This is a genomic window from Burkholderia sp. AU15512 (assembly GCF_002223325.1).
Lineage (GTDB): Bacteria > Pseudomonadota > Gammaproteobacteria > Burkholderiales > Burkholderiaceae > Burkholderia.
The window spans coordinates 460,572-483,373 of record NZ_NKEX01000004.1 but is presented as its reverse complement, the minus strand read 5'-3'; the positions used below and the strand labels follow the sequence as shown (position 1 = coordinate 483,373).

The following is a 22,802-nucleotide window of genomic DNA, read 5'->3' as shown; positions in this document are numbered from 1 at the left end:
GCGCGTATGCTGCGGCTCTTCATCCGCTTGTCCACCGGGGCCACGCCATCATGACCGATACCCATCGCGACGCGCTCGAACAATGGACGTTCGATGCGTGGCCGCCGGCCGTCGTCTCATTGTTCGACGGTACCGCGCTCGAACGTCATGCCGACCTCGCCGCGTCGCTGATCGTCGCGACCGACGATGGTCAGTTGCGCACGACGCTGCTCGGCGTCGGCGAAATCTATGCACACGATGCGCGCACGCTGCTGCTGGCGCTCTGGCCGCAATCGCGTGCGGCGCGCGCGATCGCGCAACGGCGATCGGCCGCGTTGACGCTGGTCGCGGACGGCGCGTTCTTTCAGGCGCAATTGAGGATGGCGCCGCTCGAAGGAGACTTCGGCGGACTGGCCGGATTCGCTGCGACGATCGCGCACGGCGATGCGCAGCGGGTCGGCTATGCGCGTCTCGCGACAGGTGTCACGTTCACGCTGGAAGGGGCGCGCGCCGAGGTGCTCGCGCGCTGGCAACGCCAGGTCGAGCACCTGCGGCGCGCAGCCGCACGGCTTCAGTGACCGCGCTGGCCGCTGCGCGACGAGCGGTTGCGGTTCGCGTGCGCGGCATTGCCATTCGCCGGGCGCGCGCTGTTGCCGCCACCGGCCGGACGTCCGCCGGTGCCGCCCGCGCCGCCTTGCCCTTGCGTGCGCGGCTTCGCGGCTTTCTGCTGGGTAGCCTTCGGTTGCGCATTGCCGTCGCGTTTCGCGGCCGGCTGGCCTGAGCCGCCTGCGCGCGGCTGGCGATTGCCGCCGCCGCCACCGCCGCGCGGCTGCTGCTGCCCGCGGCGCTGCTGGATCGGCTCCGGCTTCGCGTTCGGATCGGGTTCGAAGCCCGCGATCACTTCCTGCGGAATCTCGCGCTTGATCAGCCGCTCGATGTCGCGCAGCAGCTGCTTCTCGTCGACGCACACGAGCGACACGGCTTCGCCGGTCGCACCCGCGCGGCCCGTGCGGCCGATCCGGTGCACGTAGTCTTCCGGCACGTTCGGCAGGTCGAAGTTGACGACGTGCGGCAGCTGGTCGATGTCGATCCCGCGCGCGGCGATATCGGTCGCGACGAGCACCTGCAGCGTGCTGTTCTTGAACTCCGCGAGCGCGCGCGTGCGGGCCGACTGGCTCTTGTTGCCGTGGATCGCCATCGCGCTGATGCCGTCCTTCGTGAGCTGCTCGGCGAGCCGGTTCGCGCCGTGCTTCGTGCGCGTGAACACGAGCACCTGGAACCAGTTGTGTTCGCGAATCAGGTGCGTGAGCAGTTCGCGCTTGCGATCGCGGTCGACCGGGTGGATCTTCTGCGCGACGCTTTCGGCGGTCGTGTTGCGGCGTGCGACCTCGATCAGCGCGGGCGAGTCGAGCAGGCTGTCGGCGAGCGCCTTGATCTCGTCGGAGAAGGTGGCCGAGAACAGCAGGTTCTGGCGCTGCGGCGGCAGCTTCGCGAGCACGCGCTTGATGTCGTGGATGAAGCCCATGTCGAGCATCCGGTCGGCTTCGTCGAGCACGAGGATGTCGAGGTCCGACAGGTCGATCGTCTTCTGCTGCATGTGATCGAGCAGGCGGCCCGGCGTCGCGACGACGATGTCGACGCCGCGCTTGAGCGCATCGATCTGCGGATTGATGCTGACGCCGCCGAACATCACGGTCGAGCGCAGCTTCAGGTACTTGCTGTACGCACGGACGCTTTCCTCGACCTGGGCGGCGAGTTCGCGCGTCGGCGTGAGAATCAGCGCGCGCACCGCGCGCTTCGCGCCGCGATGTTCCGCGTAGAACGTATGCAGGCGTTGCAGGATCGGCAGCGTGAAGCCGGCGGTCTTGCCGGTGCCCGTCTGTGCGCCGGCGAGCAGGTCGCCGCCGCCGAGGACGGCCGGAATCGCCTGTTGCTGGATCGGAGTCGGCGACGTGTAGCCGAGCTCGTTGACCGCCTTGACCAGCGGTTCGGCCAAGCCGAGAGATTCAAAAGACATAGATACCACTCTTCAGTTTTATGATCGGCGACGTCGCGCGCGGCCCGCGCGGGAGGTGACATCGCAAAATGCAAAATGCAAAAGGGCGCGGCCGCGGTTTCCCGCAGCCGCGCCCCGTTTGTGTCAGCCGCTTCTTAGTCGAGCGGCGCGGAACGCAGGTCGCTCACCTGTTGCGGCGAGATCGGCGTACCGTTGTTGCCCCACGATACCCGGATATACGTGACGACCGCCGCAACTTCCTGGTTCGACAGCGACTGGGCGAACGGCGGCATCCCGTACGGACGCGGATTCTTGAACGTGCTCGGCGGATAGCCACCGTTCAGCACCATGCGGATCGGGTTGACGGCCGATTCCATCATGATCGAGTGGTTGCCCGCGAGCGGCGGATACGCCGGCGGCTTGCCTGCGCCGTTTTCGGCGTGGCAGGTCGCGCAGTTGTCCGCGTAGATCTTCTTGCCCTGGTCGAACAGCGCGTTGCCGAACTGCTTCGACGGCTCGTACTGCATGTTCTTCGGCGCTTCAGCCTTCTGCGGGATCGACTTCAGGTACGTCGACATTGCGCGCGTATCTTCGTCGGTCATGTACTGCAGGCTGTTGTGGACCACGTCCGCCATCGGGCCGAATACCGCGCCCTTCTGCGACACGCCGGCCTGCAGCAGGTCGGACAGCTCCTGCACGTGCCAGTCGCCGAGGCCGAGTTCCTTGTCGTTCGTCAGCGACGGCGCATACCAGTTCTGCAGCGGGATCAGGCCGCCGGCGAATGCCGAGCCCGTTACCGGGCCGCCCATCATGTTGATCGACGTGTGGCACATCGAGCAGTGGCCGAGGCCTTCGACGAGGTACGCGCCGCGGTTCCATTCGACCGACTTGGTCGGATCCGGCTTGTATTCGCCTTCCTTGAAGAACAGCGTGCGCCAGCCGATCAGCAGGTTGCGGTTGTTGAACGGGAACTTCAGTTCATGCGGACGGCTCGGCACCGACACCGGCGCGACCGAGCGCAGGTACGCGTAGATCGCGTCCGAATCCGCACGCGTGACCTTCGTGTAGCTCGCGAACGGGAAACCCGGGTAGAGCAGGCTGCCGTCCTTCGAACGGCCGGTGTGCATCGCGCGGTAGAAGTCGTCCGACGTCCACTTGCCGATGCCGTCCTTGTCGTCCGGCGTGATGTTCGGCGTGTACATCGTGCCGAACGGCGTCGCCATCGGCAGGCCGCCCGCGAACGACTTGCCGCCGCGCACGGTGTGGCACGCGATACAGTCGCCGACGCGCGCGAGGTATTCGCCCTTCTTGATCAGCGCGGCCTGGTCGGCCGGCGTGGCCGCGACGGCGGAAGCGCCGTGCAGCGTGTCGTTGCCCGGCCACAGGACCGGCACGAGGGCAGCAGCCGCGACGATCGCGACGGCCGAGAGTGCAAACAGGGACTTGCGTTTCATTGTGTCTGTCTCCCTTGCCTTATTGCGGTTCGCTGCCGCAGGCGAGCGGAGTCTTCATCGAACGCGCCGGAGCCGGCACGGGGTTGGCGGGCGCCGGTTGCGCGGCAAGCCATGCGGTCACGGCCGTCACGTCTTCGTCGGAAAGCTTCGAAGCGACTTCATGCATGCAGTCAGGCGCCTTCGCGTGACGGTTGCCCGAACGCCATGCACCGATCTGCGCGCTCAGGTAGTCGGCGTGCAGGCCGACCAGGCCCGGGATCGCCGGCTGCATGCCGGTCAGCGTCGCGCCGTGGCAGGCCACGCAGGCCGGCAGCTTGCGGGACGGGTCGCCTTGCGTGACGAGCTGCTTGCCGCGCGCGAGCGTCGCGGCCGGCAGCGTCGGCTTCGCCGGCGCCGGGTACGGCGGGCGTTCGGCCGAGAAGTGCTCGGCCATTTCACGCAGGTAGTCGTCGTTCAGGTACGTCAGCAGGTAGTTCATCGGCGGGTACTTGCGCCGGCCGTCACGGAAGTTGACGAGCTGGTTGTACAGGTACTCGGCCGGCTTGCCGGCAAGCCGCGGGAAGTAGTCGTTGTCCGTGCCCTGGCCATGGACGCCATGGCAGGCCGTACAGCCGCGCACACGCTCGGCCATGGTATCGGGTGCCTTGAGCGGCGCCTGCTGGGCGTGCGCTTGCTCCGTGGGCTTGGTCTGCGCTTGGGCAGCGCTCATAAGGCCCGCGCTGCCGAACATCAGAACGGCGAGCAGCGGACGGAAGAGGCGTCTTGAAGACACACGAGACTCCATGTTTATTCGACGGGGACCTGTTGTCCGGGCTACGATCGGCTCGGCGCATGACGGCAGGGCAGCCGGGCTGCTGCGACGCGGCATTCTATCATCGATGGGTAATGACGGCTATTTGGCAAAAGGACATCGGTTCCTGTCCGTCTGCGACTTGCGACAATTTGACGCGCATTGCGACGTGTCGGTGTGAACCGGCGTGCGTTTTCACCATCGAAGACCGTACACTCGCGGGTCGCGCGGCGCCGCCTCCGCCGCAGGTCCAGTCATTTCTCCCGTTTCCGGATTCATCGATGACGTTTTCTACCGTGCCGTTGCCTTCCTCACGCTGTCCATCCCGTTGCTGCCATCTCGTCGGCCTGCCGCTTTCGGGACGGTGTGCGCGATGAAGTTCGACAGCTTGTGGATCGGTCAGGTCGCGCTCGCGGCGCTGATGGACGCGGCGTTCGCGATGGCGGTCGGCTCGGCGCTGCTCAAGGCATGGCTCGGCAAGGACGGTGCGCGTCCGGTCGTCGCGCCGTCGCATCCCGCGTGGCTGCGCGCGCAACATTCGCTGGTCGCGGCGGCGCTGGCGCTGGTGCTCGCGGATCTCGGCTGGCTCGTCTATGAGGCGGCGACGATGAGCGGGGCGGGGCTCGGCGGCGCGTTCGCCGCGATTCCCGTGATGCTGATGCAGACGCATACGGGCTTCGCGTGGAGCGTTGCATTCGCCGGCGCCGTGGTGCTCGCGATCGTCGCGCTGGGGAAGCCGGAGGGCCCGGTTGCACACGCAGTGCTGTGGCTCGCGGTGATCGTGGTCGCGGCCGGCAAGGCGTCGCTCGGCCATGCGGCCGATACGGGTGCGCTGTCCGCGGCGGTCGGCGTGCAGACGCTGCACCTGCTCGCGACGGCCGTGTGGGGTGGCCTCGTGCTCGCGGGCGGGCTCGCGGTGCTGCCGGCGCTCGGGTCGTCGGTCGCGCGCGGCGCGCTGATCCGCATCGGCCAGCACCTGTCGCGCACGTCGATCATCGCGGTCGTCTTCTTGCTCGGCACCGGCGCGCTCAATGCGCTCCGCGGGCTCGGCGGTTCGCTCGCGCCGCTCGACGGCAGCACGTGGGGGCGCGTGTTGCTGCTGAAGCTGCTGCTCGTCGCGCTCGCGCTCGTGCTCGGCGGCCTGAACCGCTTCGCGGCGCTGCCGCGCCTGCGCCGCACCGCGTCGACCGAGGATGCGCACACGTTCCGCAACATCCTGCATCTCGAGGCGCTGACGATGATCGGCGTGTTCGTCGCGGCCGCCGTGCTGTCGTTCAGCGTGCCGGGGTTCGCGGCGATCGGCTGACGGCAGGGCGCGCGCGGCGCGATACAAGGCCGCCGTCGCGCATCCGGCACGTGCCGGGCGCCGCACCGCGCATGCAAAAACGGCTGCCCGTCGGCAGCCGTTCTCGAATCGATACTGGCCGCGCGCGCCGAAGCCGCGCGCCGCGCATCGCACTCACCACTCGGCGACGCTGCCGTCCTCGTGACGCCACACCGGGTTGCGCCAGCGGTGCCCCGTCTTCGCCATCTCGCGCACCTTCTCCTCGTTCACGTCGATGCCGAGCCCCGGGCCCTGCGGGATCGCGACGAAGCCGTCCTCGTAGCGGAACACCTCGGGGTTGCGCAGGTAGTCGAGCAGGTCGTTGCCCTGGTTGTAGTGGATGCCGAGGCTCTGCTCCTGGATGAACGCGTTGTAGCTGACCGCGTCGAGCTGCAGGCACGCGGCGAGCGCAATGGGCCCAAGCGGGCAGTGCAGCGCGAGCGCGACGTCGTAGCTCTCCGCGAGCGTCGCGATCTTGCGGCACTCGGTGATGCCGCCCGCGTGCGATGCGTCGGGCTGGATGATGTCGACGTAGCCGCCTGCGAGGATGTGCTTGAAATCCCAGCGCGAGTAGAGCCGCTCGCCGAGCGCGATCGGCGTGTTGGTCTGGTTGACGATGTCGCGCAGCGCCTCGGCGTTCTCCGACAGCACCGGCTCCTCGATGAACATCAGCTTGTACGGATCGAGCTCCTTCGCGAGCACCTTCGCCATCGGCTTGTGCACGCGGCCGTGGAAGTCGACGCCGATCCCGACGTGCGGGCCGACCGCGTCGCGCACCGCCGCGACGTTCGCGATCACCTGCTCGACCTTGTCGTAGGTGTCGACGATCTGCAGCTCCTCGGAGCCATTCATCTTCACGGCCTTGAAGCCGCGCTCGACCACCGCGCGCGCATTGTTCGCGACGTCGCTCGGCCGGTCGCCGCCGATCCACGAATACACCTTGATGCGATCGCGCACCTGGCCGCCGAGCAGCGCGTGCACGGGCACGCCGTGATGCTTGCCCTTGATGTCCCACAGCGCCTGGTCGACGCCCGCGATCGCGCTCATCGTGATCGGGCCGCCGCGGTAGAAGCCCGCGCGGTACATCACCTGCCAGTGATCCTCGATCAGCAGCGGGTCGCGGCCGACGAGGTAGTCGGCCAGCTCCTGCACGGCAGCCTCGACCGTGTGTGCGCGGCCTTCGACGATCGGCTCGCCCCAGCCGACGATGCCCTCGTCGGTTTCGATCTTGAGGAACAGCCAGCGCGGCGGGACGACGAAGGTTTCGAGGCGGGTGATTTTCACGGTGCGAGTCTCCAGGGTTGACCGGCGCGGGCAGTCGGGCGCGGCGCACGGTCGCGTGCTTTCGCGGTTATCCTAGCGCAGCCCGATAAAAAATAGTATTAATAGCACTATTGTGCAGATAGTGGGCAGCCGGCACGCCCGGGTACTCGCATAACGGAGAACGATCATTCGACGCGACCTGCATGGACAAACGGCCTTCCGGCTCGCCACGGCGATCCTGCGCGGCGACTACCCGCCCGAGTCGCTGCTGCCGAGGGAACCCGACCTGATGGTGATGTACGGCGTGAGCCGCACGGTGATGCGCGAGGCGCTGCGTACGCTCACGTCGAAGGGGCTCGTCGAGTCGCGGCCGAAGATCGGCACGCGCGTGCGGCCGCGCGGCGTCTGGAACCTGCTCGACGCCGACCTGCTCGACTGGTACGCGCGTGTCGCGCCGCCGATCGCGTTCGCGCTGAAGCTGCAGGAAATGCGCGAGATGGTCGAGCCGTACGCGGCCGCGCTCGCCGCGCGCATGCATACGCCGGAAACGTTCGACGCGATCGACGGCGCGGCGCGCGCGATGGCCGCCGCGCGCAACGTCGACGAATGGGTGCGCGCCGACCTGCGCTTTCACCTGAGCGTGCTCGAGGCCGGCGGCAACGAACTGCTGGTGCCGCTCGGCACGCTGATCGATCGCACGCTCGAGGCGCAACTGCAGCTCAATGCGCGCCGCGCGGACGTATACAACGCGTCGCTCGCCGAGCACATGGCCGTCAACGACGCGATCCGCGTGCGCGACGAGGACGGTGCGCGCCGCGCGATGGCCGCGCTGCTCGCGGTGACGCGCGCACGGATCGAGATGTCGTGACGGGGAGGGGCGGGCCGTGCGGCGCCGTCAGGCGTTCGCGCAGCCGCCCGGCTTGTGGATGCGTTCGGTGGATGCCGGGTACTTCGCGAGCAGGCTCGCCGGCCGCCGCGGGCGCACGACCAGGTCGCCGCCGCAGTTCGGGCAGCGGCCCTTCAGCACGTTGTCGGCGCAGGTCGCGCAAAACGTGCATTCGAACGTACAGATGCGTGCATCGGCCGAATCCGGCGGCAGGTCCTTGTCGCAGCATTCGCAGCCGGGGCGCAGTTCGAGCATGACGGTTTTCCTTGGTTTGGACGGGGTCGGGACGGGCGCCGCACGGACATTGCGTGCGGCGCAGGTGCGCGCTACTGTACCCGCTTGGATCGGCCTGGCCAACGGTGTTCCGCCGGGGCGCCGTCGATGCGCACGGGCCGCACCGGGAGACGACCATGCTTTATCGCGGAAGCTGTCACTGCGGTGACGTGAAGTTCGAGGCGGAAGGCGACCTGCAGGGCGTGATGGCGTGTAACTGCTCGATCTGCCGGCGCAAGGGCGCGCTGATGTGGTTCGTGCCGCGCGACCACATGACGCTCCTCACGCCCGACGACCATCTCGCCACCTACACGTTCAACAAGCACGTGATCCAGCACCGCTTCTGCAAGCGCTGCGGGATTCACACGTTCGGCGAGGGCGTCCACCCGAACGGCACCGCGATGGCCGCGATCAACGTGCGCTGTCTCGAGGATGTCGATATCGACGCGCTGCCGGTCACGCACTACGACGGCCGCTCGCATTGAGCGGCGCGCCGGCGCATGAACGGACGCGTGGCCGTCAGGACGGTTGCGCGGTCGCGGCGCCCGGCGCGGGCGTTTCCGCCTGCGGGGCGGGGCCCGCGGTGCGCGTGCCGGCCGGGCGTTCGATCAGCGGCGCGAGCGCCGGCGCCATCGACTTCAGCAACTGCACGGCCATCGCGCTCGTGAAGTCGTAGCGTGCCGCATACGGCTCGTGCGCCGTGGCGGTCAGGACCCCGAAGAACCGGTCGCCGAGCACGAACACGAAGGTGCCGCTGCGGTTCACCTTGCGCGACTCGATCAGCCGCGCGCCGCGCGCATAGACGTTGAAGCGTTGGTCGCCCGTCCCCGTCTTGCCGTACACGTCGAGCGTCTTGCCGTCGGGCAGCGTGAAGCCGCCCGCGAGGCGGCGCGCGGTGCCGTTGAGCACGACGTCGCGCAGCAGCGTGTGCGCCACGTTGACGATCTCCGGCGACAGCATCGGCTGCGGCCGGGCGACCGCGCGCTCGAAGTGCGTTTCGTACGGCGTGCCCTTCGCGAAGTCGAGCCGCGTGATCGTCTCGGTCGGCGCCTTCTGGCCGCCGTTCGCGATCAGGCCGATCAGTTTCGCGAGTGCGTCGGGCTGGTCGCCCGATGCGCCGATCGCGGCCGCGTACGATGGCGTGACTTCCGCGAACGGGTAGCCGAGCGCGCGCCACGACTTCGTGATTTCCGCGTACGCGCGCAGCTCGACCATGCGACGGATGCGACGGTCCTGGGTCGCGTGGTAGCGCGTCTTGTACAGCCACGAGTACGTGTAGAAACGCGCGTCGCGGCTCTCGCGCTGGACATCTGCGAGCGACGCTGCCGGATGCGCGCGCAGGTAGTTGAGCGTCCAGAGCGCGAGCGGATGCACGCTCGCGATATAGCCGCGATCGTTGAGGTTGAAGCGGTCGATCGCGTACTTCGCGTAGAGCCGGGCGAGATCGTCGTCGGACAGCGTCGCGGCGGGCGTGCCCTTCAGTTGCACGCGCATCTGCGCATCGAACCACGCGAGCGATTCGTTCGGTGCGACGCTGCGCAGCACCGTCGCGATCTTCGGCGGCGATTTGCGCACGTCCTTCAGCATCAGCGCGAGCGCGTCGTCGGGCGCCTTGCCCGCATAGCGCGTGTAGTAGCGCTTCACGTAGACCTGGCTTTCGCCGTCGACGAACTGCTGCAGGTAATGCCGGCGCTGCTCCGGATCGCCGAGCCACGATGACGACGGGCCGGCCGCCTGCAGCGTCTCGTAGTGGACGATGTCGCGCATCAGCCGCACGAACACGAGGTTGACCGAATGCTCGAACGCCGTGTGCAGCGTCAGGATGCGGCCGTTGTCCGACTTCTCGAAGTTCGAGAACACCTGCGCGCCGCCGCCCGTGTAGAACACGTCCGGGCTCGCCGAATACTTGCGTTCGACGGCCGCGTCGAGCATCGCCTGCAGCGAGCGGTCGCGCGTATGCGACAGGTAGTCGAGCGCCCAGTGCGACAGCCCGTCGATCGGGTCGGGCTTCACGCGCGCGAGTTCCGCATTCGACAGGTTCGCGTAGCGCGCATGCAGGTCGGACACGATCTGCAGGTACGTGATCAGCGTGCGCAGCTTCGCGGTCGAGCCGAGGTTGATGCGGCCGCCGCGATTCACGTCGAACGGCTCGTTCACGCTGTCGGTCTGCACGCGCAGCAGGTTCGCGCCGTTGCGGTGTTCGTACAGCGTGAAGCTGTACGTGAGGTGCGACGGGTCGTCCTTCGGCGCGAGCATCTCGAAACCGTACAGGCCGGCCTTCTGCGCCCCGTCGCGCGTCGACGCCTGGGCGAGCCGTTCGGCGACCGCCTGCTGCACGCCGTTGTCGAGCGTGCTGGTCGCCTGCAGGTCGAACTGGTCGAGCTGGTACAGGTCGCTGATGCCGAGCGCCGACAGCAGCGACGCGCGCGCGGACGTCACGGCCTTGCGCGACACGAACGACTGCACGTGCGCGGCGGCCGGCGGCGCGCTGCGTTCGATCTGCGCGGCAAGCGCGGCGTCGCGCAGCGCGGGCGAGATCACGCCGCCGTTCGACAGCAGTCGCAGATAGCTGTCGGTCAGCTTCTGCAGGGCCGGGTAGCCGCGGTTGAGGAAGTACGACGGCGCGCGCTGCGCGATGATCAGCGACAGCACCTCGCGGAACGTCCTGCCTTGCTCGTCGACGTTGTCGCCGGTCGTCGGCGCGGACAGGATCCGGTTCACGTCGTTGAAGTCGCGGCCGTACCACGCGGCGAGACCGTCGCCGATACCGGTGATTTCGCCGATATGCGGCCGCGCGGCGAGCGGCACCGAGTTCAGGTAGCGCACGACGATGGTGCGGCGCGCGAGCATCGTCTGCGGGCCGTTCAGGTATGCGCGCACCGACGCGGACGCGATCTGCCGCAGCTTCTCGGGCGGCGTCGCGGTGCGGCCCTCGGGCGAATGGCGGAACTTCTCGATCTGCGTCGCGAGCGTGCTGCCGCCCGGGCGCGCCTGATGGCGGTTGACCACGTGCAGCGCCTGGTCGGCGACCGCGCGGCCGAAGCGCCCCCAGTCGATCGCCGGGTTGCGGTTCGGTTCGTTCGCATCGAGCAGGTAGCGATCCTCGATGAACAGCAGCGAATCGGCCACCACGCGCGGCACCAGGTCGAAGTCGGCGTAGACGCGCTGCGGGAACACGGTCGCGAACAGCGGCGCGCCGGTCGAATCGAACAGCATCAGGCCCGCCTGGTCCTTTTCTTCAAACGGGAGGAACAATCCGCGCTCGCCGAGCGACAGCATTCGCTGCGAATCGCGCGCCTGCTTGCTGACGACGAAGCCGCGCGCGAGCAGCCGCTCCTGGAACGCCGGAATCATCGCGTAGCCGAGGCGCTGGTCGTAGGGGCCGTTCGCGGGGAAGCGGATGTGATCGCTCGGGCCCGTCTCGACCGTGTAGCCGACATCGCGGGTGAGCTCGGACAGGTAGTGCGCCTGCAGCCGCGACGTTTCGATCTCGCTCTGCACGAGTCGCGCAACGATCGCCACGGCGATCAGCAGCGCGGCCAGCAGAGACCACTTGACCCACGTCCAGACCGATGCGGGACCGGTCACGCGCGGCAGGATACGATTCAGCGGCCGATTCATGGCGGCGTCTCCCTGAAGGCGCGGGCTCCGGCCGCACCCCATTAAGGATTAGTGTAGTCCTCCGCAGCGGGCTGCCAAGGGCGTTCACTACCGAGATGCGTCGGCGCAACGCGCATGCCTGCGACGCGCTGTCACACAAGTTGCGTTGTGCTGGTGCATGCCGTCGACGCGTAACGTTTGCGCGTTTCGTGCCGGGGGCGTCGTATGGCGGGGTGGGTCGGCGGGCAGGCTCGGACACCCTGGCAGGCAGGGGCGATGCACCGGTTTCGTGCGGTGCGGCCGAGCGACAATTGGGATCGGAACCCGACCGAAAAATTGTGTCCGGCGCACGGCGATGCTGAGGGTTTCCGTGATGGTCGCGTGTGTCGGTCACGGGTACGATCATTGGATCTGCGGCGCATTTCCGCGTTTGCCGGGAGTCCCATGGCGATCCACCCCGTCGCGCTCGTTTGCACGGCCATTCTCGGGCTGCTGCTGTTCGGGCTCGGGTTCGTCGTGTCCGTCACGCGCTTCCGGTGCACGACCGGTTCCGGGTGCGCGCCCGATCCCGCGAACGGGTTGCACAAGATCGTGCGCGCGCACGGCAACACGGCCGAATACGCGCCGTTTCTCGCGGTGCTGTTTCTCTATTTCGGTACACACGATCCATCGCGCGCGATCCTGACGCTGATCGTCGCGGCGACCGCGTGCCGCTGCCTGCTCGTGATCGGCCTGCTTGCCTGGCCGACGATGGCCGACCCGAATCCCGCGCGTTTCGTCGGCGCGCTCGGCACGTATCTGTGCGGCGCCGTGCTGTGTCTCGCTCTGTTCGTCTGAATGGCGGCGCCGGCGGCATACGGCACGAACCCTGATCCGGGAGGCGGCTGAGGCGCGCGGTGATATGCTCGCGGGACGCCCGCGATCGACGGGCAGATTCCGACTGCCTGCGCGCTGCCGCGTTGCACGGCATTTCCGAGGGAAGAACCGACAACATGAGCCGCAAATTCATTCTGAAGGGCGACACGACCGACCACGGCGGTGTCGTGCTCGAAGGGATCGCCAATTCGTCGTTCGACGGACGCGAACTCGCCTATCTCGGCGCAGCGGTGTTCTGCGCCGCCTGCAAGTCGCCGGGCGTGATCGTGTCCGACGGCGGCGAGCGGACGATGACCGTGATGGGCAAGGTCGTCGCGCTCGAACACGACCTGTGCCAGTGCCTGTGCACGCCGCAGCCGAAGCTGATCGCGTCGCAGGCCACCGGGACGATCACCGGGTGAAACCGGCCGCGCGGAGGCGGCGGTTGCCATCCGCGCGGCATCGACACCCGGCCGCGGGCCGTCAGACGCTGCCTTCGGTTTCGATCACGAGGATGCGTGCTTCGCCGAGCGGATGCGCGACGTGTTCGGTGCCGGCCGATGCGTGGAACACGTCACCCGTTTCGAGCACCGTCGCGTGCTCGGCGCCTGCTTCTCGGTAGCGCATCTCGACGCGACCGTCGAGCACCGCGAACACTTCCTCGCCGTCGTTGACGTGCCACCGATACGGCTGGTCGGTCCAGTGCAGGCGGACCGTGATGCCGTTCAGGTTCGCGATGTCGAGCGCGCCCCATGCGCGGTCCGCGGTGAACGCGGCGCTGCGGACGATGTTCATCGATGGGTTCTCCGGCGCGAATGCGCGTCGTTCTCGTCTTCCAGTCTTCGAGCTTTCAAGTCGATTTTCCGGCACCGGCGTTCAGCGCGACCTCGCGCGCAGCGCCTGTTCGATCGTCGCCTTGCGCGTCGCGAAACCTGCCGCCGACCGTTCGGTGACGCGCTTCACGACCGCTGCCGGTGCGGTGTCGGGCGAACCGGCGTCGAACGGCGGTGCCGGCGCGTATTCGAGTTGCAGCTGGATCGCCTGCGCTTCTTCCTCGCCGGCCAGCTCCGCGGCGATCGTCAAGGCGAAGTCGATGCCGGCCGTGACGCCGCCGCCCGTGATCAGGTTGCCGTCGCGCACCACGCGCTCGCGCACCGGCACCGCGCCGAGCGGCTCGAGCAGCGAGTGGAACGCCCAGTGCGTCGTCGCGCGCCGCCCGCGCAGCAGGCCGGCCACGCCCAGCAGCAGCGCACCCGTGCATACCGACGTCACGTAGCGCGCGGCGGCCGCGCGCTGCTGCACGAACGCGATCGTTTCGGCATCGAGCAACAGCGCGTTGATCCCGATCCCGCCCGGAATGCAGATCACGTCGAGCGGCGGACAGTCGTCGAACGTGCAGGTCGGCGCGAGCGCGAGTCCGCTGCTCGATGCGACGGAGTCGCGCGACTTCCCGACCAGATGAACGGTGGCGTTGGGCAGCGACGCGAGCACGTCGTGCGGGCCGGTGAGATCGAGTTGCTGGACGCCTGGAAACACGAGAAAGCCGATATGCAGGGTCATGCGAAGACTCCGATTGGATGGGGGCGGGCCGTAGCCGGTACGGGATGGACAGGTCGATTCTAGGCGCGTAGTGTTTGGCGAAATTGCCATATCACCCACGTTTTCAGCCAATCGCCATGCCTGCCACCCCGCGTTCGATCCTGATCCTCGCGTTCCCTCGTGCCCAGCTGCTCGACGTGTCGGGGCCGCTGCAGGTGTTTGCGTCCGTCAACGAGCTGGCGCAGGAGCGCGGCCAGCCGGCGCCGTATGCGCCGCGCGTCATCGCGGCCGAGGCAGGGCCCGTCGAGACATCGTCGGGCCTGGTCGTGATGGCGGAATCGCTGCGCTCGGCGGCGCGCCATCCGGACACGCTGATCGTCGCCGGCGGCAAGGGCGTGCATGCGGCATCGAAGGATGCGCGGCTGGTGCGCTGGGTGCAACAGCAGGCGGCGCGCACACGGCGCGTGGCATCGGTCTGCACCGGCGCGTTCCTGCTCGCCGAGGCCGGCTTGCTCGACGGGCGGCGCGCGGTCACGCACTGGGCGCGCTGCGAAGAATTCGCGGCACGCTATCCGAATGTGCGCGTCGAATCCGATCCGATCTTCATCCGCGAAGGCGCGTTGTGGACCTCGGCCGGCGTGACGGCCGGCATCGATCTCGCGCTCGCGTTGGTCGAGGAGGATCTCGGGCGCGCGACCGCCCTCGACGTCGCGCGCGAACTCGTCGTGTTCCTGAAGCGTCCGGGCGGGCAGGCCCAGTTCAGCACGATGCTGTCGATGCAGCGCACCGACGACCGGTTCGGCGAACTGCACGCGTGGATGGCCGAGCACCTGGCGGCCGACCTGTCGGTGCCCGCGCTGGCCGAGCGCGTGCGCATGAGCGAGCGCAGCTTCGTGCGCCACTACCGCGCCGGAACCGGCCGCACGCCCGCGCGCGCAGTCGAGCAGATTCGAGTCGAAGCCGCGCAACGCCTGCTCGGTGAAACGGCATGGCCCGTCAAGCGGATCGCCGCGCGGTGCGGCTTCGGCTCGGAGGAGACGCTGCGCCGCTGTTTCGTACGCGTGCTGGGCGTATCGCCGCAGGGGTATCGCGAGCGATTCGTGCGGTAACGCGCGGCGGGCGACCGGCGGGGCCGGAACGATTGCCGCGTGGGACTGAACGGAAATCGATCGCTTTCCAGTACGAAACGCCGGAACTATTCAGGATCGGAGAACAATGGGTGGGGACTTGTGCCGCGCCCGTCGTGCGCTCTATTCTGTTCCGTTGGCGATTCGAAGGGGGAGCAGCATGGACCGAATCCAGGCAATGGAAGTTTTTACCCGCGTGGTCGACGCGAACAGCTTCACGCGCGCGGCCGACACGCTCGCGATGCCGCGCGCGTCGGTGACGACCATCATCCAGAATCTCGAGGCGCTGCTCGGCGTGCGCCTGATGCACCGCACGACGCGCCGGCTGTCGCTGACGCCGGAAGGTGCGGCGTACTACGAGCATTGCATGAAGATCATCTCGGAGATTGCGGAGGCCGACGCGAGTTTCCAGACCGGCAACCGCAAGCCGAGCGGCGTGTTGCGCGTTCACATGCCGAGTTCGCTCGGGCGGCGCATCGTGCTGCCGTCGCTGTCGATTTTCCGGCAGCGCTACCCGGACATCACGCTCGAACTGGGGCTCTCCGACCGCTACGTGGATCCGGTCGAGGAGGGGATCGACTGCATGATCCGGGTCGGGCCGCTCGAGGATTCGTCGATGGTCGCGCGGCGGATCGGGATGCTGAAGCGCGTGACCTGCGCGTCGCCCGACTATCTCGCGCGTCACGGCGAGCCGCACGAGATTGCCGATCTCGCCGACCACCACGCGGTGAATTTTCGGTCGAGCCACGGCGCGCGGGCGATTCCGTGGGTGTTCATGATCGACGGCAAGCCGTTCGAGGTGCGGATGAACGGGAGCGTCACGGTCAACGATTCGGATGCCTATGTGACGTGCGGGCTCGAAGGGTTCGGGATGATCCAGCCGACGCTCTTCATGGTGTTGCCGCACCTGCTCGACGGCTCGCTGGTCGAGGTGCTGCCGGACTGCAATCCGAAGCCGAAGCCGATTTCGATCGTCTATCCGCATAATCGGCATCTGTCGCAGAAGGTGCGCGTGTTCGCGGACTGGATCGCGGAGGTGTTCGAGTCGACGCCGTCGCTGGAAGGGGGGGAGAACTGGCGCGGGCGGGTGGGGGTGCAGGCGGCGAAGGTGCAGAGAGGGGCGGTGGCGGCGTGAAGTGCGGCATGGCGTGCATGCCCGTGCGCAGCGGTGCGTAGAAGAGATGTGATGGCGATGCGGCCGGTACGAGGGCGAAGCGGGTTGTACCCGACCGGGCATGCAGGCTGGGGCGGTCAGGACGCGAAAGATCTGTCGTTCGCGCGGCATTTCGACTTTCTCCCCGTATTTGCCGTGCGGCGATCCCGTCCGAAACGGTTGAGTCCCTGACAACTCCGACAGTTATCCTTTGATCGACTGATTCGTTAAATTCGCGCAGCGGCTTTCCGCGTGCCGTGGAAAGGCTGCGGCTGGGGTGACTGCGGCTACGAGAAATGCTCACGATCACCCGGGGGGAACCGTGTCGAAGTCCATGACGATCATTCGACGCCTAGCGTGCCTGCTGTGCGCACTGGCGCTTGGTGCATGCTCGAAAGACTGCAGCAACATCCTTTCCGGCAATCATTCGACGTCGTGCGATCTTGCGTGGGGAGCCGCGATGGTGGTCCTCGCACCCTATGCGCTGGTATCCGACGCACTCGACAAGCACCGGCAGAATGCGCGCGAAGAGGAAACCTGGAGGCGATGGAAAGCGGGCGATCCGCCGGTCGTCGCGGAATGCGTGATCGACTGCCAATTACCGTTGCATGTGACTCAGTCCAACTCGGGCGAGTATGAGCAGACCTTCGTGCGCAGCCTCGATCAGATCATCGCGTGGTGGGGCGAGCATCCAACGCCAGGTCAGCTTCCCGTCGTGGCAGTGGCCTACGAATATAAGGGACGACGCTTGATGGAGTTGGATCCGGGGGCGGCCGAGGCCTTTCTGCGCAAGGCTGCCGTCATGGTGGCCGAGCCGGAAATGGCGGAAGGCCTCGAATCGGACTATTTTCCGGTCGGCGTTGTCTTGAACAACAAGCATTACTACGAGAATGCGGCACAGGGGATTCAGGAAAGCCTGATGGTCCTGCGTTTCAAGCAGAACGGCGCGAGAGCCGACGATTTCACCTGTCAGCCTATCGCGGCATGGCCGCCGAGTTACCCGGTGAAGCTGGATGACGCGTGCGATCACGCGTATCAGCGCCTTTACGATCCCGAGTACAAGAAGATTTCCTATACGTATCAACGTATCGACCGCGTTTATGACCCGGTTCGGTCGAAGTAGTGCGCCCGGTTCTTCGCAGGGGGGGCGGCGGCAGTGTGCGTGATGGGCCGCGCGGACGGAGCCGATCAGTGGGGCAGTATGCCGATGCGCGGATTCAGGCACGCATAGACGAGGCTGAAGGCGAGCAGCGCGAACAGCAGCGACGTGACGATGCGGGCGACTGTGCGCGTGCGTTCGATCCGGATGAAGAGCGTGCCGCCGACGAGCATCAGCGCCGCGCCGACGTAGAAATCGTTGGCGAAATCGCCGAGGTTGCGTTCGACGAGGCTGTCCGCGAAGCTCATGTAATCGTAGCTCAGCAGGCGATGCAACTGGTCGGGCGTCGACAGGTTGACGAACGTGCCGGCGACGGGCACGAGCCCGATCAGCGTGAACAGCGTGGCGATGACGATCATGATGCGTTGCTTCATCGGTCAGCCCACGTTGTAGAACGCCTGGATTTGCGCGTTGACGAGCACGATCAGCATGACGACGGCCCAGCCGAGCACGAGCGCGAAGCGCCTGCGGCTGCGATGGGCGTCAAGTGCGAACAGCGCGGCCATGGCGTTGAGTGAGGCCAGCACCAGCACGTAGAAGCGGCTGGCGAACAGGTCAGCCTCTGGGATCGTGCGGTCGACGTGATTGACCCAGTGATAGCTGATCGGCTTGAGGGCGAGGCCTTCGCCGATCACGGCGGGGTCGAGCAGGCGGGAGAGGGGCGGCGCACCGGCGGCGGTATAGCAAAGCACGACGGCCGCGAGTGCGAGAGCGGCGGTGCACCATGGCTTGTCGGGAGTGGTCGGGATCATCGGGTGACGTCGGCCGTGTGATGGACGGCGTCATTGTGCCTGTGAAGCAGGGCGGTGTTCATGCACGACTGAGGGGGGCGAAGGCTGGCTCGTGAAAGCGGAACCGGCGCATCGGAAGATACAAATGAAAAAGCCGCTGTTCCTTTCGAAACAGCGGCTCTCGCATTTGGTGGCGAATCAGGGATTCGAACCCCGGACCTGCGGATTATGATTCCGTCGCTCTAACCGACTGAGCTAATTCGCCGAAGACTTGAATTATGTTGATCACCCGGCCGGCTGTCAATACCTTTTTCCATCTTTCCCGAAAAAAGTTGCCGGCGGCCCGTGCCGACCTTCATTGCGGGCGGGAGCCGGTCCTCGGAAGGAGACCTTCCGCCGACCGTCCCCGCTGCGCACCCGCCATCAATCCTGCGCGTAGATGTTCGAGTCCTTCGTCTCCTTGACGAACAGCAGGCCGATCACGAACGTGGCCAGCGCGATCACGATCGGATACCAGAGGCCCGAGTAGATGTTGCCCTTCGCCGCGACGATCGCGAACGCGGTGGCCGGCAGGAAGCCGCCGAACCAGCCGTTGCCGATGTGATAGGGCAGCGACATCGACGTGTAGCGGATCCGCGTCGGGAACATCTCGACCAGCATTGCCGCGATCGGGCCGTAGACCATCGTCACGTAGATCACGAGGATCGTCAGGATCACGATCGTCATCGGCCAGTTGAGCTGCGCCGGGTCTGCCTTCGCCGGGTAGCCGGCCGATTTCAGCGTCGCCGCGAGCGTCTTGTCGAACGCCGCGCCCTGCGCCTTCGCGTCGGCCGCCTTGCCTTCATAGGCGGGGATCACCGTGTCGCCGACCTTGATCTGGGCCGTCGCGCCAGCCGGTGCCGCGACGTTCTCGTAGTTCAGGCCGGCCTTCGCGAGCGCGCTCTTGGCGACGTCGCACGAGTTCGTGAACTTCGACGTGCCCACCGGGTTGAACTGGAACGAGCAGGCGGCCGGATCGGCGATGACCGTGATCGGCGCCTTCTGCGTCGCGACCTCGAGCTGCGGGTTCGCGTAGTGCGTGAGCGCCTTGAACAGCGGGAAGTAGGTCAGTGCCGCGATCAGGCAGCCCGCGAGGATGATCGGCTTGCGGCCGATCTTGTCCGACAGCGAACCGAAGAACAGGAAGAACGGCGTGCCGATCAGGAGGGCGATCGCGATCAGGATGTTCGCACTCGCACCATCCACCTTCAGCGTCTGCGTGAGGAAGAACAGCGCGTAGAACTGGCCCGTGTACCACACGACGGCCTGGCCGGCGGTCAGGCCGACGAGCGCGAGGATCACGATCTTCAGGTTCTTCCACTGGCCGAACGCTTCGGTCAGCGGCGCCTTCGACGTCTTGCCTTCCGCCTTGATGCGCAGGAACACCGGCGATTCGTTCAGCTGCATCCGGATCCACACCGACACCGCGAGCAGCAGGATCGACGCGACGAACGGCACGCGCCAGCCCCAGCTGCCGAACGCTTCCTCGCCGATGAACGTGCGCACGCCGAGGATCACGAGCAGCGACAGGAACAGGCCGAGCGTGGCGGTCGTCTGGATCCACGCGGTGTAGAAGCCGCGACGGTTGGCCGGCGCGTGCTCGGCGACGTAGGTCGCCGCGCCACCGTACTCGCCGCCGAGCGCGAGGCCCTGCAACAGCCGCATCGCGATGAAGATCACGGGGGCGGCGATGCCGATCGACGCGTAGCCGGGCAGGAAGCCGACCACGAACGTCGAGACGCCCATGATCACGATCGTCACGAGGAACGTGTGCTTGCGGCCGACGAGGTCGCCGAGGCGGCCGAACACGATCGCGCCGAACGGCCGCACCGCGAAGCCGGCCGCGAAGCCGAGCAGCGTGAAGATGAATGCGGCGGTCGGATTGACGCCGGAAAAGAAACTCTTGCTGATGTAGGCCGCGAGCGAGCCGGCCAGGTAAAAGTCGTACCACTCGAACACGGTGCCGAGCGACGACGCGAAGATCACTTTCTTCTCTTCGCCCGTCATCGGCGAGTGGGAAATTTGCCCGCCTAACGTTGCCATGAGTCGTCTCCAAGTCCCTTGATATAGATGTGCGGCCGCCTTGGGTGGACGGGCCTGTCGAGGATTATTGGTACGGAAACTTACGGCCGACTGACTCGCGCGTGCAAAACGACTGCAGGTTAACCCGCGCCGAATCGGTGGTTTCGTGCGCTCATCGTGCTGCGAAGTGCTTTTATTTTCTGTTAAATCGTAGATTTTGACTCAATCGCGGCGTGCTGTGGCGGCGCCCATCAGGGTTAATCCGGGGCAGCTTCGGCCAGCGGCAGGCTGACGCGCACGAGTGTGCCGGCGAGGCGCGGTGCGTGCTGGTAGACGTGATCGTCGAGCGTCAGCGTGCCGCCGTGCTGCGTGGCGATCTCGCGCACGATCGCGAGCCCGAGGCCGCTGCCGTCGCCTTCGCGGCCGAGGATCCGGTAGAAGCGCTCGACGACGCGCTCGCGTTCGGCGGCCGGGATGCCCGGCCCCGTGTCCTCGACTTCGAGATGCACGAGCCGCGCCGCGGGTTCGGCGCGCACGCGCACCGTGATGCGGCCGCCGTCCGGCGTGTAGCGGATTGCGTTGTCGATCAGGTTGCCGAGCATCTCGCGCAGCATCACCGGATTGCCGTCGACGTCGAGCGGCCCGTCGTCCGGCGGGTCCGGCGGGCCTTCGTAGCCGAGATCCATCCGTTTCGCGAGCGCGGCCTGCACCCAGTCGCGCACCGCGCGCCGCGCGAGCGTGGCGATCTCGACCGGCTCGAACGTCAGCCCGCTCGCGCGGTTTTCGGCGCGCGCCAGCGCAAGCAGCTGCGTGACGAGCCGCGCGGCCTGCTCGGAGCTCGTCGCGATCTGCTCGAGCGAGCGCTGCACGTCGGGCGGCACGGGGTGGCGCAGCGCGAACTCGGCCTGCGTGCGCAGGCCCGCGAGCGGCGTCTTCATCTGATGGGCGGCGTCGGCGATGAAGCGCTTCTGCAGCGCCATGTTCTGTTCGAGGCGCGCGAGCAGGTCGTTGAACGACGTGACGAGCGGCTCGATCTCGGGCGGCGCGCGCTGCGCCTCGACGGGCGACAGGTCGTCGGGCCGCCGCGCGCGGATGTGCGCCTGCAGCGCGTTGAGCGGCGCGAGCCCGCGCGACAGCCCGAACCAGACCAGCAGGATCGCGAGCGGCAGGATCACGAACTGCGGCAGGATCACGCCCTTGATGATGTCGTTCGCGAGCGCGTTGCGCTTGTCCAGCGTTTCGCCGACCTGCACGAGCACGGGCTGCGGGCTGCCCGCTTGCGGCAGCGCGACCGTCGTATACGCGACGCGCACGTCGTTGCCGCGCAGCAGGTCGTCGCGGAACATGACGACGCCTGGCGGCGGGCGGTCCTCGTCGCGCGGCAGCGGCATGTCGGCTTCGCCCGCGACCAGCTCGCCGCGTGTGCCGAGCACCTGGAAGTACACGCTGTCGACGTTGTCCGCGCGCAGGAAATCGCGGGTCTGCTCCGGCAGCGTCAGCTCGGCGACGCCGTTCACCGGATGGATCTGCCGCGCGAGCACATAGGCGTTGGTCTCGAGCGCGCGGTCGAACGGGCCGTTCGCGATCGTCTTCGCGACCAGATAGGTGACGGCGATGCTCATCGGCCACAGCAGCAGCAGCGGCGCGAGCATCCAGTCGAGGATTTCGCCGAACAGCGAGCGCGGGCGCGGCGCCTCGGGCGCATCGGTTTCGTCGGGCGGCGCGAACGGGTTCTCGTAGCGCGCGTCGCGCGCTTCGTCGGCGACCGACGACGGCGCGCCGGTCGGATGGCGGGGATGGGCCGGCGTGGCCATCGCGGCGACGCCCGGGTTCAGCGCAACGGCGTGCCGGCCACCGCGGGCTGGGGCGCTGCCGTGTCGGCCGGCGCGGCGGGCGCGACCTTCTCGAGGCAATAGCCGAGGCCGCGCACGGTCGAGATCCGTACGCCGCTGGGTTCGATCTTCTTGCGCAGCCGATGCACGTAGACTTCGATCGCGTTGTTGCTGACTTCCTCGCCCCATTCACAGAGATGGTCGACGAGCTGCTCCTTCGACACGAGCCGGCCGATCCGCTGCAGCAGCACCTCCAGCAGGCCGAGCTCGCGCGCGGAGAGGTCGAGCACGTGATCGTTCGCATATGCGATCCGGCCGACCTGGTCGAACGCCAGCGAGCCGTGGCGCACGACGGTCGGGCCGCCGCCCGCGCCGCGCCGGGTCAGCGCGCGCACGCGCGCCTCGAGTTCGTTGAGCGCGAACGGCTTGGCCATGTAGTCGTCGGCGCCGAGGTCGAGCCCCTTCACGCGCTCGTCGACGCTGTCGGCGGCCGTCAGGATCAGCACGGGGAGGTTGGAATTGCGGGCGCGCAGGCGCTTGAGCACGTCGAGCCCGGGCATTTTCGGGAGCCCGAGATCGAGGATCAGGAGGTCGAATGTCTGCATCGACAGCGCGGTATCGGCGTCGACACCGGTCTTCACGTGGTCGACCGCATAGCCCGATTGGCGGAGTGACCGGGTGAGGCCGTCCGCGAGTATGCTGTCGTCTTCCGCGATGAGAATTCGCATGGTGCTGACCGATGGCCGGCGGGGCGTTCGCGCCGGCCGGCTGTCTCCGAAG

At 67.5% G+C, this 22,802-nt stretch carries 22 protein-coding genes and 1 tRNA gene; 9 read left to right on the top strand and 14 right to left on the bottom strand.

Features of this window, described 5'->3' with window-relative positions; all coding sequences use genetic code 11:
* Nucleotides 1–50 precede the first annotated feature (50 nt).
* On the top strand, nucleotides 51–557 hold the full coding sequence (locus CFB43_RS14840; protein WP_089495580.1) for a hypothetical protein: 507 nt from the start codon (nucleotides 51–53) through the stop codon (nucleotides 555–557).
* On the opposite strand, the gene CFB43_RS14835 is transcribed toward CFB43_RS14840, so the two are convergent.
* The 3 genes from CFB43_RS14835 to CFB43_RS14825 all read right to left on the bottom strand — a co-directional run bounded on the left by CFB43_RS14835 (nucleotide 551) and on the right by CFB43_RS14825 (nucleotide 4,213).
* Entirely contained in the window at nucleotides 551–1,996 is a 1,446-nt protein-coding gene (locus CFB43_RS14835) for a DEAD/DEAH box helicase (RefSeq protein ID WP_089495579.1), read from the bottom strand. The two genes, CFB43_RS14840 and CFB43_RS14835, sit on opposite strands and share 7 nt — an antisense overlap.
* Nucleotides 1,997–2,130: 134 nt before the next feature.
* Nucleotides 2,131–3,429: a c-type cytochrome gene (locus CFB43_RS14830; RefSeq protein ID WP_089426268.1), complete on the bottom strand. Its 1,299-nt coding sequence runs from the start codon at nucleotides 3,427–3,429 to the stop codon at nucleotides 2,131–2,133.
* A gap of 19 nt (nucleotides 3,430–3,448) precedes the next feature.
* Complete coding sequence (locus tag CFB43_RS14825; protein WP_046544481.1) at nucleotides 3,449–4,213, bottom strand: c-type cytochrome; 765 nt, start codon at nucleotides 4,211–4,213, stop codon at nucleotides 3,449–3,451.
* 379 nt (nucleotides 4,214–4,592) lie between these two features.
* Here CFB43_RS14825 and CFB43_RS14820 point away from each other — a divergent pair, with 379 nt between their 5' ends.
* On the top strand, nucleotides 4,593–5,525 hold the full coding sequence (locus tag CFB43_RS14820) for a CopD family protein (protein ID WP_089495578.1): 933 nt from the start codon (nucleotides 4,593–4,595) through the stop codon (nucleotides 5,523–5,525).
* A 153-nt stretch (nucleotides 5,526–5,678) separates the two neighbouring features.
* Here CFB43_RS14820 and dgoD read toward each other — a convergent pair whose 3' ends face one another.
* Nucleotides 5,679–6,827 carry a galactonate dehydratase gene (gene dgoD / locus CFB43_RS14815; protein WP_089426266.1) on the bottom strand — a complete coding sequence of 383 codons (1,149 nt, stop codon included), beginning with the start codon at nucleotides 6,825–6,827 and terminating at the stop codon, nucleotides 5,679–5,681.
* Nucleotides 6,828–6,990: 163 nt separating this feature from the next.
* Here dgoD and CFB43_RS14810 point away from each other — a divergent pair, with 163 nt between their 5' ends.
* A complete protein-coding gene (locus CFB43_RS14810) occupies nucleotides 6,991–7,674 on the top strand; it encodes a FadR/GntR family transcriptional regulator (protein ID WP_089495577.1) in 684 nt (227 codons plus the stop codon).
* A 27-nt stretch (nucleotides 7,675–7,701) separates the two neighbouring features.
* Here the strand turns inward: CFB43_RS14810 and CFB43_RS14805 are convergent, their stop codons facing one another.
* Nucleotides 7,702–7,947: a DUF1272 domain-containing protein gene (locus tag CFB43_RS14805; RefSeq protein WP_089495576.1), complete on the bottom strand. Its 246-nt coding sequence runs from the start codon at nucleotides 7,945–7,947 to the stop codon at nucleotides 7,702–7,704.
* 155 nt (nucleotides 7,948–8,102) lie between these two features.
* Here CFB43_RS14805 and CFB43_RS14800 point away from each other — a divergent pair, with 155 nt between their 5' ends.
* On the top strand, nucleotides 8,103–8,450 hold the full coding sequence (locus tag CFB43_RS14800) for a GFA family protein (protein WP_089431884.1): 348 nt from the start codon (nucleotides 8,103–8,105) through the stop codon (nucleotides 8,448–8,450).
* Nucleotides 8,451–8,484: 34 nt separating this feature from the next.
* Here the strand turns inward: CFB43_RS14800 and CFB43_RS14795 are convergent, their stop codons facing one another.
* Nucleotides 8,485–11,586, bottom strand: coding sequence for a transglycosylase domain-containing protein (locus CFB43_RS14795; protein WP_089495575.1), 3,102 nt, complete (start codon nucleotides 11,584–11,586; stop codon nucleotides 8,485–8,487).
* Nucleotides 11,587–12,009: 423 nt separating this feature from the next.
* On the opposite strand from CFB43_RS14795, the gene CFB43_RS14790 reads away from it, so the two are divergent.
* Together CFB43_RS14790 and CFB43_RS14785 are read left to right on the top strand one after the other, a co-directional pair.
* Nucleotides 12,010–12,402: an MAPEG family protein gene (locus CFB43_RS14790; protein WP_089495574.1), complete on the top strand. Its 393-nt coding sequence runs from the start codon at nucleotides 12,010–12,012 to the stop codon at nucleotides 12,400–12,402.
* A 155-nt stretch (nucleotides 12,403–12,557) separates the two neighbouring features.
* Nucleotides 12,558–12,842 (top strand): PAAR domain-containing protein, encoded by a 285-nt coding sequence (locus CFB43_RS14785; protein WP_039359956.1) that lies wholly within the window; start codon nucleotides 12,558–12,560, stop codon nucleotides 12,840–12,842.
* Nucleotides 12,843–12,903: 61 nt separating this feature from the next.
* On the opposite strand, the gene CFB43_RS14780 is transcribed toward CFB43_RS14785, so the two are convergent.
* On the bottom strand, nucleotides 12,904–13,215 hold the full coding sequence (locus CFB43_RS14780; RefSeq protein WP_089495573.1) for a cupin domain-containing protein: 312 nt from the start codon (nucleotides 13,213–13,215) through the stop codon (nucleotides 12,904–12,906).
* A gap of 81 nt (nucleotides 13,216–13,296) precedes the next feature.
* Nucleotides 13,297–13,980: a DJ-1/PfpI family protein gene (locus CFB43_RS14775; protein ID WP_089495572.1), complete on the bottom strand. Its 684-nt coding sequence runs from the start codon at nucleotides 13,978–13,980 to the stop codon at nucleotides 13,297–13,299.
* A 116-nt stretch (nucleotides 13,981–14,096) separates the two neighbouring features.
* On the opposite strand from CFB43_RS14775, the gene CFB43_RS14770 reads away from it, so the two are divergent.
* From CFB43_RS14770 to CFB43_RS14760, 3 genes are all read left to right on the top strand, one after another.
* Nucleotides 14,097–15,068 carry a GlxA family transcriptional regulator gene (locus CFB43_RS14770; protein WP_089495571.1) on the top strand — a complete coding sequence of 324 codons (972 nt, stop codon included), beginning with the start codon at nucleotides 14,097–14,099 and terminating at the stop codon, nucleotides 15,066–15,068.
* A gap of 178 nt (nucleotides 15,069–15,246) precedes the next feature.
* Nucleotides 15,247–16,221 (top strand): LysR family transcriptional regulator, encoded by a 975-nt coding sequence (locus tag CFB43_RS14765; protein ID WP_089495570.1) that lies wholly within the window; start codon nucleotides 15,247–15,249, stop codon nucleotides 16,219–16,221.
* A 352-nt stretch (nucleotides 16,222–16,573) separates the two neighbouring features.
* Nucleotides 16,574–17,362: a hypothetical protein gene (locus CFB43_RS14760; RefSeq protein ID WP_144023063.1), complete on the top strand. Its 789-nt coding sequence runs from the start codon at nucleotides 16,574–16,576 to the stop codon at nucleotides 17,360–17,362.
* A 65-nt stretch (nucleotides 17,363–17,427) separates the two neighbouring features.
* On the opposite strand, the gene CFB43_RS14755 is transcribed toward CFB43_RS14760, so the two are convergent.
* The 6 genes from CFB43_RS14755 to CFB43_RS14725 all read right to left on the bottom strand — a co-directional run bounded on the left by CFB43_RS14755 (nucleotide 17,428) and on the right by CFB43_RS14725 (nucleotide 22,750).
* Nucleotides 17,428–17,772 (bottom strand): hypothetical protein, encoded by a 345-nt coding sequence (locus tag CFB43_RS14755; RefSeq protein ID WP_089495568.1) that lies wholly within the window; start codon nucleotides 17,770–17,772, stop codon nucleotides 17,428–17,430.
* Between the two features lie 3 nt (nucleotides 17,773–17,775).
* Nucleotides 17,776–18,150 carry a hypothetical protein gene (locus CFB43_RS14750; protein ID WP_089495567.1) on the bottom strand — a complete coding sequence of 125 codons (375 nt, stop codon included), beginning with the start codon at nucleotides 18,148–18,150 and terminating at the stop codon, nucleotides 17,776–17,778.
* 167 nt (nucleotides 18,151–18,317) lie between these two features.
* Nucleotides 18,318–18,394 (bottom strand) — tRNA-Met (locus CFB43_RS14745).
* A 158-nt stretch (nucleotides 18,395–18,552) separates the two neighbouring features.
* Entirely contained in the window at nucleotides 18,553–20,211 is a 1,659-nt protein-coding gene (locus CFB43_RS14735) for an MFS transporter (protein WP_089495565.1), read from the bottom strand.
* 236 nt (nucleotides 20,212–20,447) lie between these two features.
* Nucleotides 20,448–22,004, bottom strand: a complete 1,557-nt coding sequence (locus CFB43_RS14730) for a sensor histidine kinase (protein ID WP_089495564.1) — start codon at nucleotides 22,002–22,004, stop codon at nucleotides 20,448–20,450.
* Nucleotides 22,005–22,021: 17 nt separating this feature from the next.
* Entirely contained in the window at nucleotides 22,022–22,750 is a 729-nt protein-coding gene (locus CFB43_RS14725; RefSeq protein WP_041492943.1) for a response regulator transcription factor, read from the bottom strand.
* Nucleotides 22,751–22,802 lie beyond the last annotated feature (52 nt).